Origin of the sequence: Leucobacter sp. NPDC058333 (genome assembly GCF_042726155.1) — a bacterium.
In the GTDB taxonomy this organism is placed as follows: Bacteria; Actinomycetota; Actinomycetes; order Actinomycetales; family Microbacteriaceae; genus Leucobacter.
This window is the reverse complement of record NZ_JBHXHV010000003.1, coordinates 305,999-320,367: the sequence shown is the minus strand read 5'-3', so window position 1 is coordinate 320,367 and position 14,369 is coordinate 305,999. Positions and strand designations below refer to the sequence as shown.

Here is a 14,369-nt window from a genome sequence, read left to right as displayed (position 1 = left end):
CACGAGCGGTGCTGCCAACTCGGCGCCACGCTCGCTACTGCCGCAAGCCCCGACTACGAAACATGCACCCAAGGCCGGCGGGTGAGGTCGGGTTCTGCCTCACGCAGTACCTCGCGCGTCATCGGCGCGATCTCGCCCTCACCGAACAGCAGGAAGCGCAGCAGGTTCGCGAGCGGGTTGCCCTCCGTCCAGCGGAAGAAGATGTGCGGCGTGCACTGCAGATCTTGGCGCAGGTGCATGGCGACCGCCGCGATTCCGTTCGGGACAGTGCTGCCGCGCACGGTCAAGATGCGGTAGCCGTTGCGCACTTCGCCCTCGACGAGCAGTTCGTTCTCGAAGTCGGAGCTATCGGAGACGACGATCTCGATGAACAGCACGTCGTCGTCGGGCAGGCTGTGGGCGAATCTCGCGTGTTCGAGCTTCGCGCGGTAACGCTCCGGGCGGAGGTCGTTGGGCTCGTGCGCGATGAGGCGCACGATACTGCCCGGCGATCCGTCGATGAACGACGCGGCCATCGGGTCGAGTCTGACCGATGTGGCGCGCAACTCGGTCGAGCGCTTCACACGGGAAACGAAACTCACCACAATGATGCCAACGATGAAGCACGCCGCGATCCTGATGCCATCGGGCCGTTCGATGACGTTCGCAACCGTGGTGTAGAGAAAGACCACCGAAATCACGCCGAAGCCGATTGTCGCCCCGCGCTGACCGCGTTTGCGCGCCGCGAGTGTCACGGCGACAGCGGCGGAGGTGATCAGCACGAGCACACCAGTGGCGTAGGCGCCGCCCTGCGCGTCAACGCTCGCCTGGAAGATCACCGTGATGACGAAGCCGATTGCCGTGAAGACGAGCACGAGCGGCCGTGTAGCGCGCGCCCAGGCCGGAGCCATGCCGTAGCGGGGGAGATAGCGTGGCACAAGGTTGAGTAGCCCCGCCATCGCCGATGCTCCAGCGAACCAGAGGATGGCGATCGTGATCAGGTCGTAGACGGTGCCAAAGCCTTCACCGAGGTAGGTGTGTGCGAGGTACGCAAGTGCGCGGCCATTTGCCTCTCCGCCCGGCTGAAATTCCTTTGCGGGAATCAGCGCAACGGTCGTCAGTGACGATGAGATCAGGAACGCGCTCATGATGAGCGCCGAGGTCGTCAGCAGCCGCTTCGCGCCGCGGATGCGCCCGGCAGGGTTCGCCTCGGTGTCGCCGGGGTCCCCCTGAATCTGCGGCATCACCGCGACGCCGGTCTCAAATCCCGAGAGTCCGAGGGCGAGCTTCGGAAACACGATGAGCGCGACGGCGATGACGAGGATCGGGTTGCCGTGCTGCGTCGTGAGCACGCTCCACCAGTCACCGAGCATCACCGGATGGCTGAACAGCTCAAACAGCGCGACAGCTATGACGACGATATTCACGAGCAGGAAGGCTCCGACAAGCACCGTAGCGAGCCGGATCGCCTCGCGGAACCCCCGCAAAAAGACGACGCCGAGCCCCGTCAGCAGCGCGAGCGTGATGACCACCTCCTGGCCGTGCAGTACCTGCGGCGCGAACGGGTTCTCAACGAGGTGCGCGGTGGCGTCGGCGGCCGATAGCGTCATCGTGATCATGAAATCGGTGGCGGCGAACCCGAGTAGCGCGAGCACGGTCAGCTTGCCGCCCCAGCGCGGCATGAGCTTTGCGAGCATCGAGATTGATCCCGTGCCGTGGGGGCTCTCGCTCGCGACGCGACGATAGACGGGAAGCGCTCCGGCGAGGGTGACGATGACGAGCAGGATCGTCGCAAGCGGCGCCACCGCCCCCGCGGCGAGCGCGGCGATTGCCGGCTGATACCCGAGCGTCGAGAAGTAGTCGAGACCGGTGAGGCACATGACGCGTAGCCAGTGGGTACGCTCGTGTCGTTCGGGGCGGCCGTGGGGTCCCGGCTGGCGTCCGGGGGAGACCGTGGTGTCTGCGAGCAGCCACTGCCGCAGTCGCGCGCGCGAACTTCGCGGAGCTGGCGTGTAGGTCGGTGCCTCAAGAGATGAGACGTTGCTGGCAATCACGAAAACTCCGTTCAGGGAACCGCAATGGCGCGTTCGCCATCGCGCGCGTGGCGCACAATCAGTAGACCCTAGATTGGGGCGGCTGGCGGCGATCCTTACGGTTTCCATACGCGTCTGTGCGTGATGTATACGGTCTACTCACGGGCCTGCCCGCGGCACTCAGCGCTGAACCGCCCGCGATCGGCAAGCGATCTGCGTTCCGCAAGTTGCCGGTGCCCGGAAGTGGCTCGCGCAACGCGGATAACTTGCGGAACGCGAGCCCCAGAACCTACGCCCGCCGCGCGACGCGACGCGCCAGTCCGCGGGTGAGCAATCCTTGACGCGGGCTGAACAGAAACGCCACGGTGAATGCCGCGCCCTGCACGAGGATGACGAGGCCGCCGGAGGCTGCGTCCATCCAGTAACTCAAAATGATGCCAATCACCGAGCACGTCGCCGACAGCACCGGGGCGATGATGAGCATCCGACCAAACCGGTCGGTGAGCAGGTACGCAGTGGCTCCGGGAATGATGAGCATTGCGACGACGAGGATCACCCCTACGACCTGCAGCGCGACCACTGAGGTGAGCGCGAGCAGCCCGAGCAGCAGCGCGCCGAGAAGCTTCGGGTTGAGACCGATGGCGCGCGCGTGGGTGGGGTCGAACGCGAACAGGGTGAGATCGCGTCGCTTGATGACGAGGACCGCGAACGCGATTGCGGCGAGCACGCCAATCTGCAGCAGGTCGCCGTTCGAGACGCCGAGAATGTTGCCGAACACGATGTGGCTGAGATCGGTCTGACTGGGCGTGACAGAGATGAGCACGAGCCCGAGCGCGAATAGCGTGGTGAAGACGATGCCTATCGCGGCGTCCTCTTTCACTCGACTGGTGTCTCGGATCGCGCCAATGAGCGCGACTGCGAGGAACCCAAACAGCAGTGCGCCGAGCGCGAAGGGAGCGCCGACGATGTATGCGAGCACCACTCCGGGCAGCACCGCGTGCGAGACCGCGTCGCCCATGAGCGACCAGCCAGTAAGTACGAGCCAGCACGACAGCACCGCACACACCACGGCAGCGATCACAGTCGTGGCGAGCGCGCGGATCATGAACTCGTACTGCAACGGCTCAATCAGAAAGTCGAAGGGGCTCATGGCGTCTCCTCGGGTACCGCGGAGCCACTCAACCCAAACGCCTCGGCCAACCGTGCGGGCGCGAGCGCCTCGCTGACAGACCCGTGGAAGAGCACCTGCCGCAGCAATAGCGCGGCTTCGTCGGCGAGGGAGGGGAGGGCATGCAGATCGTGCGTGGATACGAGCACCGTTCGACCATTTGCGGCCAGCTCGCGGAGCAGGCGCACGATGGTCGCCTCGCTGCGCTGATCCACCCCGGCGAAGGGTTCGTCCAGCAGCAGAATCTCGGCGTCCTGCGCGATACAGCGCGCGACGAACGCCCGCTTCTTCTGCCCGCCGGAGAGCTTGCCGATTTGACGGTCAGCGAGTTCCGTGAGCTCGACGCGTTCGAGTGCGTCTGCCACTGCCGCTCGATCGGCCGCACCCGCGCGGCGCGTGACACCGAGCTTGCCGTAGCGGCCCATCATGACGACGTCCCGCACAGACACCGGAAACGCCCAGTCGACGTCTTCACTCTGCGGCACGTACGCCACGCGTCCGCTCTTCCGTGCGGCGGCCGGGGTCATGCCAGCGATCCGCACACTGCCGTGCTCGGGGCGAAGCGCGCCCATGATTGATTTGAAGAGCGTCGATTTGCCCGAGCCGTTCATCCCGATCAGACCGGTTACACCCCCGGCTGCCACCGTAAGGGAGGCCCCATCGAGCGCGAGCACTTCGCCGTACCGCACGGTGACGCTGTCCACTTCGATTGCCGCGGTCACTGCGCATCACCCGATCCGGATCCGCTCAATGCCGCGACGATGGTGTCGGCGTCGTAGGTGAGTAAATCGAGGTAGCTGGGAACGGGGCCATCGGGCTCCGATAGGGAATCCACGTACAGGGTGCCACCGAATGCCGCGCCGGAGCTCTCCGCGACCTGCTGCATCGGTCGGTCGGACACAGTTGACTCGCAGAACACCGCCGGCACTTCCTTACCACGCACGAACTCGATGGTGTCGGCGATTTGCTGCGGCGTCGCCTGCTGCTCTGCGTTGACCGGCCAGATGTACTGCTCGGTCAACCCTGCATCGCGCGCGAGATACGAGAACGCGCCTTCGCAGGTTACCAACGCGCGGTGTGACTCGGGGAGCTGTTCGACTGCACCGGTGAGGCGATCCTCGATTGATCGAAGCTGTTTCTGGTACGCGGCACCGTTCTTTGCGTACTCAGCAGCGTTGTCTGGATCGAGCGAGGTGAACGCGTCGACCATGTTTGTGACGTAAATCTGGGCATTGCGCGGGCTCATCCAGGCGTGCGGGTTCGGCTTACCCGCGTATGCGTCACCGGTAATGTCAATCGGATCGATGCCCTCTGAAACGACCACGTGGGGGACGTCGGTCTGGTCCACGAATTTTGCGAACCACGACTCGAGACCGAGCCCATTGTCGAGGATCAAATCAGCCTCCGACGCCTTCGCAATGTCGAGTGGGGTGGGCTCGTAGCCGTGTATTTCTGCGCCGACCTTGGTGATCGATCGCACCTGCACGTGGTCGCCTCCCACGGCGCGGGCCATGTCTGCGAGCACGGTGAAGGTGGTGAGCACGACGGGAGCATCAGGGTCGCCGGTCCAGTCGTCGTCTGTCCAGGCGTCGTCCCCACCGCTCGCGCAGCCCGAAGTGAGCAACGCGACCGTGACCGCGAAGACGACAGCGAGGCCGCTTCGGCGACGGACGGTGCTGCGGGTCACTCTCGGCCTCCTGAACTCTGCGACGGCCCCAAACTACGATGCCATCGCCTAGGCGAATATAAAAGTTCGACAACACGAACTTATCGCCGATGATAGTCCAGCTGTGCGGGAATTGCGAGGATCGAGTGCGGGCCAGCCGTACACTGATCTGCGTGGTTACCCCGTCCCGCTTGACCGACCTCTCATGGGTCGCGCTGGGGGGCGCGTTCGGTTCACTCGCGCGCTACCTGGTCTCGCTCTGGATCGGCGCGCCCGACGCGACCGGCGGCTTTCCCGTCGCAACCTTGGCCGTCAATCTATTGGGTGCAGGTGTCCTGGGTGCCCTCGCCGAGGTCGCGTCGCGTCGCGGTGGCGCACGGTGGCGCCGCGCACGACTCATTTTCGGCACGGGGGTATTGGGCGGGTTCACGACCTACAGTTTGCTCGCGGACGATCTCGCTACCGCGCTTTTGGACGGGCACACGGCGATCGTGCTCAGCTACGCGGCGGCGACACTCTGTGGCGGCGTGATCATGACTTGGCTGGGGATCGTCATGGGGCGCCGGATCGCGGCGGGTCCGTCCCCGTCTGCGAATGCCGGCCCGCAGACGGCTACTGGCTCCTACAGTGGAGACGAGCGGTGACCGGCGTCTGGCTCGCGGTCGGTATTGCGATCGCGGGCGGCGTCGGAGCGGCGGCCCGGCACCTTGTTGACTCAAGCTTTTCCCCGCAGATGCGTGCGCGCTTTCCGTGGGGCATCATCACGATTAATTTGACCGGTTCCTTCGCCATTGGCATCGTGACCGGTCTCTCGCTCGCTCACCCGGTCGCCGCGGTCGCAGCGACCGGGTTCTTGGGGGGATACACGACGTTCAGCACCGCGAGCCTCGACACGGTGCAGCTCCTGATGAAGCGGCGCTACGGTGCCGCACTCGTAAACGGAGTCGGTGTGCTCGTGGCGGCGGTTGTGCTTGCCGCCGCTGGGATTTTGCTCGGCCGGGCGTTGGTCTAGCGTTCGTCAAGATCCGGGTTAGCGCACCTGATGGGCCGCGAAACGCATGTCCGGGTGCGCGTAGGCCTCCTGCGACTCAACCAGGAGCAGCTCACGTGAACCGGCCGCGTAGGTCCGTTCGAGAAGCGCGTAGACGCTCGCGGTAGTCCGCTCAAGAGCGTCGGCCGGGTCGCCCGTGCGGCGGAAGTGCGCCGTGAACAGTGCGGCTGTGACATCGCCTGACCCGTTCACCTTGAACGGAATGCGCGGTGTTTCAATGAGCCACGCGCCATCGCCGGTGACGGCGAGCATCTCGATCGTGTCGCTCGGCCGATCCGGTCGCTCAACGCTCGTGACGAGCACCGTGCTCGGACCGAGCTCGCGCACCTGGTCGACGGCGGCAAGCGTCGATTCGAGCGACGCGGGCGTCGTGCCGGTGAGAAAGCCGAGTTCGAACTGATTTGGCGTGATCAGATCAGCGCGAGGCACCACGCGATCCCGAATGAGATTTTGCACCTCGGGTGCGACGTGACAACCCGACTTCGCGTTTCCGAGCACCGGATCACAGGCGTAGATCGCGTCTGGGCTGTGGCGCTTCACACGATCCACCGCGTCAAGAATCGCGTCGCCGATGCTGTCGCTGCCCTGATACCCGGAGAGCACGGCATCGACGCCTTCGAGACCACCGCGTTCTTCGATACCGATTACGATCTCTCGCACATCGTCGCCCGACATGAGCGGTCCGCGCCACGCGCCGTATCCGGTGTGATTCGAGAAGGCGACGGTGTAGACCGGCATCACCTCCACTCCGATCCGCTGCAGCGGAAACACCGCCGCTGAATTACCGACGTGGCCGTACGAAACCGAAGACTGAATCGAGAGGATGCGCATGCGACGATACTGTCACTGGTCCTTCGGATGTACCAGTTTGTTTGCTGAGATCAGAACCAGTCCCGCGTGCGGAGCTTGTGAGTCGCCCTGAGATTCGAGTGATACGACCACCCAAAGTAGACTTCGTCTCCTATGCCGGGGTTCGCCAGTGCCCTGTCGCCGTCGGAGAGGCCCCGTATGCACAAGAACAAACCCGATTGGGTGCGGGTGGTTGCAGACCGCCTGCGCACCGAGTCAGGCAGCGCACTGCTGCTCGTCGCGGTGTCCGTAGTGGCACTCATCTGGGCGAATACGCCCTGGTCTGAGAGTTATACGAGTCTGTGGGAGACACACGCCACTATCGGGGTTGGCTCGCTCAACATCGACATGAGTCTGCACCACTGGGTGAACGACGGTTTGATGGTCGTGTTCTTCTTCTTGATCGGCCTTGAGGTGCGGCAAGAGTTCGCCGTGGGCGCGCTGCGCGACCGCCGCCAGGCCCTGGTTCCGTTGATTGCTGGCGTCGCCGGTGTGGCGCTGCCAGCGCTCATTTACTTGGCGATCGCCGGACGCACAGCACCCGAGGGCTGGGGCGCGGTCATCGGCACCGATACGGCGTTTCTGCTCGGAGCGCTCGCGCTCGTTGGCCCGCGAATGTCGAGCCAACTGCGCGTCTTCCTGCTGACGCTGACCGTCGTCGACGATTTTCTCGCGGTCGCGATCATCGGCATCGTCTACACCGAGTCGGTGCAGTGGGTGCCACTGATTCTCGCGGTCGTCTGCCTCGCCCTCATCTTCTTGCTCGCGCGCGCTAACGAGTGGCGCAGCACGCCCTACGTGGTGTTGATCGTGCTGCTCTGGGCGGCAACCCTGCTGTCTGGCGTGCACCCCTCGCTGGCGGGTATGGCCGCCGGCCTTCTGATTCCGGCCGCCGCACCCGAGCGCGATGATGTCGTGCGGGCGAAGCAACTATTCCGTGATTACTGGCAGTCGCCGCGTGCCGACGCGGCGCGTAACGTTCGCCTCGGCCTGGCAAAGTCGATCTCGGTGAACGAGCGATTGCACGATGTGCTGCGCAGTCCCGTCTCGCTCGTCATCGTGCCGCTGTTTGCGCTCGCCAACGCGGGCGTCGACCTGCGCGGTGGCGTGCTGTTCGAGGCGCTGACTTCACCGATCACGTGGGGCGTCGTCGCTGGTCTTGTGATCGGTAAGTTCGCGGGCATCGGGATTGGCAGCTGGGCAGCCGTGCGCGCGAAACTCGGCACACTGCCACAGGGAGTCGGTGTCGGCAGCGTGCTCGGCGGCGCTGCGCTGAGTGGCATCGGTTTCACGATGTCGCTGCTGATTATCTCGCTCGCCCTGGAGGGCGAGGTCGCGCAGCAGGCAATTGTCGGTGTCATCATCGCGATGATCCTGTCGTGGGTGCTCGGCTGGCTCGTCTTCACATTCGCGCGCGTGAAGCTGGGGGAGACGACCGCCGATCTTCCCACGACGCTCGCAGATCCAATCGACTTGGAGCGGGATCACTATCTCGGAGACCCCGATGCACAGGACACGATCGTCGAGTATCTCGACTTCGAGTGTCCGTTCTGCGCGACGGCGACGGGCATGTGGATGGACCTGCGCGACCACTACGGTATCGACGGCGGCCGCTACGTTGTGCGCCATTTTCCTCTCGAGGACTACCACCCGCGCGCGTTCGACGCCGCGATCGCGGCCGAGGCTGCTGCGAGGCAGGGCAAGTTCTGGGAGATGCACAACGTACTCTTCGCGAACCAGGATCGCCTCGAGGCCGAACACCTGCGCGGCTACGCAGAAGATATCGAACTTGATCTCGAACAATTCGACCGCGACTTGCTCAGCGAAGAGATCGTCGAGCACATTCGCAGCGACATGCGCAGCGCGATCGAGAGCGGTGCGGGCGGCACGCCGACGTTCTTCCTGAACGATCACCGCCACAAGGGAGCACACGATGCCCGCAGCCTGATCGCGGCGCTTGAGGCGCAGCGACGTGAGTCGGCCGTTCGCCGGCGGTCGTAGGCGGTGCGGGCGTGAGCAGGGCTGGTGAACGCGTCGTAGTCGGGGTCGCGCGATCCTGCGGTGCGCTGCTCTGATTACGGGTTGTGCATTAGTAGTTGAATGCTTCGGTATCGTCGGGGGAGAGCAGTATGCAGTCTTGATTTCGTCTCTCAAGCCACTTCTGCATCGACTCGGGGGTCTCCGAACGCGGGGTCACGCTCAGTGAGTCCGCATCGAAAATGTAGCCGCTCGACGGGAGCTCCACTGGGGGAGGGTTTACTGAACGACCGAAGTTGATTTGCACCACCCTTTTCGTTCCGTTAAGCAGAATGCCCGTGTAGTAATTGCCGAAGTAGCTGTCTTCGTGGGTGTAATGAAAGCCGAGGATGTCGTTGACCATGTTGCCGTACGTGCCTTCGGGAATCACGAGCATGCGGTCCCACTTCTCTGGAATCAACGAGGTGGCTAGCACGACCTCGCCAGACGCGCAGGCTTTCTTCAGAGCGGCATCAAACTTCCCTGCCCGAAACGACGCCGCGTGACGTTCAGCGCTTTCTGCGCAGGCGGTTGTGCCCAGCAGGATGAGGAATGCGGCCGTGACGGTTATTAATCGTCGGCACTGTGTGCTGATCTGGGGGGTCATCACTGCCAGTATCCTGTCCCCGACCTCGGAATCGGATAGTGCGGCCGTTCGATGCCGAAATCCGAACGATCGTTTCCGGGGAGGCTATCTCTTCCAGTATCTTCGTCAAATTCCTTGGGGCCGGGATGGGGCCCGTTGTAGTCACTCCACTGCAACTGCTTATCGGCGTCGATCGTGATGACGTCTCCGTTGCGGACGGCCTCGTCGATGAGGCCAGCGAGTTCTTTCTCGCTCGCGAACGGGTGGTCGGTCGCGATGCTGCGTCCCACCTCGTTGTTGTAGAGGTCCATGGCTTCGGGTGGACCAGGGTTGCTGTAGTACCCCTCGTGCGCGCTGGTGAATTGCTCTGCCCATTCGGCACCGAACTTTTTCGTCATGATTGCTGACCAGTAGGTGTGGCGGAAGGCGTCGTTTTGGTCGTAGTTGCCCGGCCTTCCGGTGCCGACCGGGAAGTGTTCTTCTGCGACGTTCAGCGCGGTTTTCTGGAGGTCGTATGCGTCCTTGAGTTCCCACACCAACATCGCTTCGAGCATGTCTCGCTCCGTGGCGGTCAGCTCTGTATCAAAATCTAGGCCCACTGATTGCATTACTCCTTTGACGAGGTCGTGTGGCACACCAAACGGTGACCAGGGGAGAGCTTTACCACCGAATCTCGGGTCATCCTTGATTTGATACTTCAGCAGGATCTCATCGAGCGAGAGCTTCTTGGTGCCGCCGGCTCCGCCGCCGAAGTCGGTGCCAGAGAACCCGAGAGCCGCGAGGATCTTCTGAAGCGCGCTCTCCACGTGTCCGAGCTGGCCAATCAAGCGGGAGTATCCGGCCAGGGCTGCGGCTTCGCGTGCTGCCCGCGCGGCTTGCACCCCCGAGTACGCAGTCGCGACCTGAGCGACGGTCGTGATCGAACCCCCGTTCGCGGCATCCGAGAACGCCGTCGCTAGCGCCTTCTCGGCAGGCCCAGTATCAGGAAGCGCGTCCAGGATATTCCACGCCTCGTCCAAGGCCGCGTTCGCATCACTGATGACCGATGGTAAGAGCGCGATCTCGTCGATGTGTTCCTTGATCGCTGACGCGCTGCGGGAGAAGCTCGCAGAGGCTGCGTCACCTGTTTTGCCGGTGAAGCCGGGGTCGGCTGCGGCTTTGGTCCACACGTTCGCGGCTTCCTCGAACATGGCTTTCGTGGATGCGTGTGCCAGGTCGTAGCTGTACCGGGGTGCGTTCGCGATCACTTCGAGCCTCGATTCGAAGAACCCGCTCATCGCAGCGCTCCGATGACCTTCGACAGCGACGCGACAATGTCTTGCTCAGCCTCGATGAGCGTCGCCAGGGACTCTGTCATTCCGCCCGCGGATAGCGCGAGGGAGCGCCGGTACCCGGCCCTCAGTAGGCCGATACAGGAGTTCGTGCTTGAGAACGCAGCGTCGATATTCACGAGTTCCGGAAGGCCCGAAGTGGGGGAGGGGTTCGATGAATCAGAAGACGCGTCGGCCATCCGCTGCAACGCGCTCACGTGCGAGCGAACCAGATCCGCGCTCAAGGAGATAGCGCGACTCACGAGACCAACCGCCCGCCGACACACACGGGTACTTGGACGACATCAGGGAGGTGCAACGAGGAAGACACTGAATTTCCTTTCCGTTTCCCCCATGTTTGTAATGTTGACTATGATACACATCGCTCTCGCCGAAGTCAATTGTTGGACGAGCACTAGGAATCGTTCGAGACGAACCGGTGGCAAGGTCCCAAGATCCCCGTCCGCCGCAGCTGCGGCGGAAATCAACGGTAGAACGCGGCAGGTGTCGCGTAGGCTACGCGCTCGCGCCATACTCCTGCGCGCGGAGTGCGGTGAGGTGAGCGTGTACGAGCGGCATGACCGATGCGCCCTCGCCGCTCGCCGACGCCACGCGCTTCATCGATCCGGAGCGCACGTCGCCGGCGGCAAACACCCCCGGAAGCGTGGTTTCGAGATCGGCCGGCGGCATGCCGTCGGTCCACGACTCGCGAGGCACGTCGCGACCGGTCAGCACGTAGCCCTGCGCATCGAGCGCAATGTCGTCGGGCAACCACGAACAATCGGGGCGCGCACCGAGCATGCAGAAGAGGCCGTCGACCGGCAGCTCTTGCTCCGTGCCGCCTGCGGTGCTGGTGATCCGGATCCATTCAAGCCGCACCTGACCGCCGCCGTCGCTGATCTCACTGTTGGCCAGCAGCGTGATGTTCGGGGTGGCCTCTATCTCGCGAATGAGATAGTCGGACATGGTCTCGCTGAGTGAGGCGCGCCTGATCAGAATCGTGACGTGCGTCGCAAACTTGGCCAGGTGCACTGCCGCCTGGCCCGCCGAGTTGCCGCCGCCGACGACAACTGCGCGCCGTCCCTGCAACTCGCGCGCGGTCGAGGTTGCTGCGCCATAGTGCACGCCAGCTCCGGCGAAGGCGTCGACGCTGGGCAGCGCGAGGCGACGGTAGGCGACCCCGGTCGAGAGCAGTACCGTACGCGCAATCACCTCGCTCTCACCGACGCGCACGCGGTACCCGGCAGCACCGTCTGCCGTGCACTGCTCAATGCTTGCGACTGTGCGCCCGGTATAGAACCTCGCACCGAACCGGCTTGCCTGGATACGCGAGCGCTGGGCGAGCCGCATCCCTGAGATACCGCGCGGAAACCCGAGATAGTTGCGAATCATCGAACTTGACCCGGCCTGGCCGCCGATCGCGTCCCGCTCCAACACCACGGTCGAGAGTCCTTCAGATGCCGCGTACACCGCCGATGCGAGCCCCGCAGGGCCAGCGCCGATCACGAGCAGATCTGTCACTTCACCGCTCGGAATATCGTCGAGTCGGCCGTAAATCTGCTGGTTGATCGCTGCGGCCGTCGCGCCATTCACCAATCGGCCGTCGTACACCCGCACGAGAGGAAACCTGACTGGCTCATCCAGGCTCAGTTTCAGCTCGGAGAGCAGCGCAGCGCCGTCAACGCTGTCGGGCGCGAGCAGGCGATTGGGAAATCCGAGCCGCTCAAGCAGGTCACGAATTGCGTTGGCCTCGCGATCGTGAGGTTCGGCGACTATCTCAATGGCGGTCACTGTCGGACTCGCGACCGACCAGCCCCACTCAGAGAGCAGCTCAATGATTGCGGTGTGAAACTCCTCGTCGCGCGGGCCGAGCGGCACCCCGACGAATGTGTCGATGTAACGCCGCAGAATCGCCTCGCGCAGCACATCCAGGTGGGAGGCCCACTCGGCGCCGGGGGTCACGAGTACCACCCGACGCGAGGTGGGGGAGAGCGGTTGGGTGTCGCGGAGAAGTTCCCATCCGAGCGTGTGGCCTACCCGCACGTGCGCGGCGATCATCGCGATCGACTCTCCGCGTTCAACGAAGCCGCGCACCATCGTGAGTGCCGTCTCAGCATCACCCGCGAGCTCGATGCGGTAGTCGCGATCGTAGCGTGCCCGAAACTCCTGCTCGATGGTGGGCAGGAGGGAGTCTGCTACGAGCAGCACTATGGGTCGATCACTCATTCGATCAGCGTAACCATTCCGGCCTGTATGCGCTGATCGAGCGCGGCGACTAGATCGCGCGATCCGGAGTGAGAATGCCGCCCGGATCGAGAGCCGCCTTGATCGACCGTTGCACGTCGAGCGCGACCTCGTCGAGCTGCCAACCCAGCTCGTGGCGCTTGACCGAGCCGATGCCGTGTTCGCCCGAAATCGTGCCGCCGAGCGAGAGTGCGAGCCGGGTGATGTCGTCGATCACGGCGTCGGCCTCGGATATCCCGGTCGGCGTATCCGGCGATTCGACCGTGCAGTGCAGGTTGCCGTCCCCCGCATGGGCCACGGTCGACACGCGTTTACTGTGAGCCGCCGAGACCTCGGCAACACCGTGGAACATCCGAGCGAGCGCTGCGACTGGCACGCCGACGTCACACGAAATCTTGAGCCCGCGTGCATTCAATGCCGGGTTTGAGAGGCGGCGCGCTTCGAGCAGCGCATCCGTTTCAGAGATCTCCGTGTCGTCCGCGCCAAGCGTGCGGCAGAGCGTTGTAATGTCCTCCGCCTTCGTCTCGGCGTCGAGGCCGACCGTCTGGCCGACGAGCATCGCACCAGCGGGTACCTCCAGCCCGCTCGGGTGGAATGACTCGATGATCTCGACGCTCAGTGAATCCATCAGCTCAAGCACTTCCGGCTGAGTAGGTCCGTTCACGATCGCGGTGACCGCGAGACCCGCGTCTTCGAGTGACGAGAAGCTCGCGCGGAACGAACGGGGCGACCCCGGTGCTACGGGCTTCAACCGCACGATCGCCTGAGTGATGATGCCCAGCGTGCCTTCGGAACCGACGAACAGTCGGGTGAGGTCGTATCCGACGACATTCTTGCGCGTGCGCGCGCCGGTGCGCATGACGCGGCCGTCGGCGAGCACGACCTCGAGCGCTGCGACGGAATCGGTCGTGACGCCGTGCGCCACGCAGCGGAGCCCGCCGGCGTTGGTGGCGATGTTGCCGCCCACTGTGCTGATGCGAGCGCTCGCCGGGTCGGGCGGAAAGAAGAGACCGTGTTCGCGCGCGGTCGCATCGAGCGTCGCAGTGATGACGCCCGGCTGCACCGTCGCCAATCGGTTGTCGACGTCGATGTCGAGGATCGCCGTCATTCGCTCGAGCGACACCACGAGCCCGCCGTCGTACCCCATCGCGCCACCCGCGAGCCCGGTGCCGGCGCCGCGGACGCTCACCGGCACGCCCGCGCGAGTGGCCCACGCCAGTGCGGTCGACACGTCGGCGGTTGATTCCGCGAGCACGACGGCAATCGGAGCGCCGGTCGCCACCGCGCGGGAGGTATCCCTGGCATACGGAGCGACGAGTTGCGGATCGCTGACGAGCCGGGTCGTCAGCGCAGCCTGCAACTCTGAGATGTCGGGCTGCTCGTCGAAACGGGGGTTGAGCACGTGCGCCTCCTTGCGGTCGAGTCTTCAGCGTATCGCCCGATGCTCGGCGCCGGGCGCACCCCGCT

Annotated in this window: 13 protein-coding genes; 3 read left to right on the top strand and 10 right to left on the bottom strand. The window is 64.3% G+C overall.

Annotation, left to right across the window (positions count from 1 at the left end):
• Positions 1 to 53: 53 nt before the first annotated feature.
• From ACFWHR_RS11990 to ACFWHR_RS11975, 4 genes are all read right to left on the bottom strand, one after another.
• Complete coding sequence (locus ACFWHR_RS11990) at positions 54 to 1,859, bottom strand: amino acid transporter (protein ID WP_382448713.1); 1,806 nt, start codon at positions 1,857 to 1,859, stop codon at positions 54 to 56.
• Positions 1,860 to 2,301: 442 nt separating this feature from the next.
• The gene (locus ACFWHR_RS11985; protein ID WP_382448528.1) at positions 2,302 to 3,162 is read right to left on the bottom strand and encodes a metal ABC transporter permease; all 861 of its coding nucleotides are present in this window, start codon (positions 3,160 to 3,162) and stop codon (positions 2,302 to 2,304) included.
• On the bottom strand, positions 3,159 to 3,902 hold the full coding sequence (locus ACFWHR_RS11980; protein WP_382448527.1) for a metal ABC transporter ATP-binding protein: 744 nt from the start codon (positions 3,900 to 3,902) through the stop codon (positions 3,159 to 3,161). Before ACFWHR_RS11980 ends, ACFWHR_RS11985 begins: the two co-directional genes overlap by 4 nt.
• Positions 3,899 to 4,867 carry a metal ABC transporter substrate-binding protein gene (locus tag ACFWHR_RS11975; RefSeq protein WP_382448526.1) on the bottom strand — a complete coding sequence of 323 codons (969 nt, stop codon included), beginning with the start codon at positions 4,865 to 4,867 and terminating at the stop codon, positions 3,899 to 3,901. The genes ACFWHR_RS11980 and ACFWHR_RS11975 overlap by 4 nt, the downstream gene beginning before the upstream one ends.
• 152 nt (positions 4,868 to 5,019) lie before the next feature.
• On the opposite strand from ACFWHR_RS11975, the gene ACFWHR_RS11970 reads away from it, so the two are divergent.
• The gene (locus tag ACFWHR_RS11970; protein ID WP_382448525.1) at positions 5,020 to 5,490 is read left to right on the top strand and encodes a fluoride efflux transporter FluC; all 471 of its coding nucleotides are present in this window, start codon (positions 5,020 to 5,022) and stop codon (positions 5,488 to 5,490) included.
• Positions 5,487 to 5,858, top strand: a complete 372-nt coding sequence (crcB, locus tag ACFWHR_RS11965) for a fluoride efflux transporter CrcB (RefSeq protein ID WP_382448524.1) — start codon at positions 5,487 to 5,489, stop codon at positions 5,856 to 5,858. The genes ACFWHR_RS11970 and crcB overlap by 4 nt, the downstream gene beginning before the upstream one ends.
• Positions 5,859 to 5,876: 18 nt before the next feature.
• On the opposite strand, the gene pdxY is transcribed toward crcB, so the two are convergent.
• Complete coding sequence (gene pdxY / locus ACFWHR_RS11960; RefSeq protein WP_382448523.1) at positions 5,877 to 6,728, bottom strand: pyridoxal kinase PdxY; 852 nt, start codon at positions 6,726 to 6,728, stop codon at positions 5,877 to 5,879.
• A gap of 177 nt (positions 6,729 to 6,905) precedes the next feature.
• Between pdxY and nhaA the strand changes: the two genes are divergently transcribed.
• Positions 6,906 to 8,747, top strand: a complete 1,842-nt coding sequence (gene nhaA / locus ACFWHR_RS11955; protein ID WP_382448522.1) for a Na+/H+ antiporter NhaA — start codon at positions 6,906 to 6,908, stop codon at positions 8,745 to 8,747.
• 88 nt (positions 8,748 to 8,835) lie between these two features.
• Here nhaA and ACFWHR_RS11950 read toward each other — a convergent pair whose 3' ends face one another.
• From ACFWHR_RS11950 to ACFWHR_RS11930, 5 genes are all read right to left on the bottom strand, one after another.
• A complete protein-coding gene (locus tag ACFWHR_RS11950) occupies positions 8,836 to 9,369 on the bottom strand; it encodes a hypothetical protein (RefSeq protein ID WP_382448521.1) in 534 nt (177 codons plus the stop codon).
• The gene (locus ACFWHR_RS11945; RefSeq protein WP_382448520.1) at positions 9,369 to 10,625 is read right to left on the bottom strand and encodes a DUF6973 domain-containing protein; all 1,257 of its coding nucleotides are present in this window, start codon (positions 10,623 to 10,625) and stop codon (positions 9,369 to 9,371) included. The genes ACFWHR_RS11950 and ACFWHR_RS11945 overlap by 1 nt, the downstream gene beginning before the upstream one ends.
• Positions 10,622 to 10,876 carry a hypothetical protein gene (locus tag ACFWHR_RS11940; RefSeq protein ID WP_382448519.1) on the bottom strand — a complete coding sequence of 85 codons (255 nt, stop codon included), beginning with the start codon at positions 10,874 to 10,876 and terminating at the stop codon, positions 10,622 to 10,624. The genes ACFWHR_RS11945 and ACFWHR_RS11940 overlap by 4 nt, the downstream gene beginning before the upstream one ends.
• 298 nt (positions 10,877 to 11,174) lie before the next feature.
• The gene (locus ACFWHR_RS11935; RefSeq protein WP_382448518.1) at positions 11,175 to 12,884 is read right to left on the bottom strand and encodes an FAD-dependent oxidoreductase; all 1,710 of its coding nucleotides are present in this window, start codon (positions 12,882 to 12,884) and stop codon (positions 11,175 to 11,177) included.
• Positions 12,885 to 12,933: 49 nt separating this feature from the next.
• Positions 12,934 to 14,304, bottom strand: a complete 1,371-nt coding sequence (locus tag ACFWHR_RS11930) for an FAD-binding oxidoreductase (RefSeq protein WP_382448517.1) — start codon at positions 14,302 to 14,304, stop codon at positions 12,934 to 12,936.
• Positions 14,305 to 14,369 lie beyond the last annotated feature (65 nt).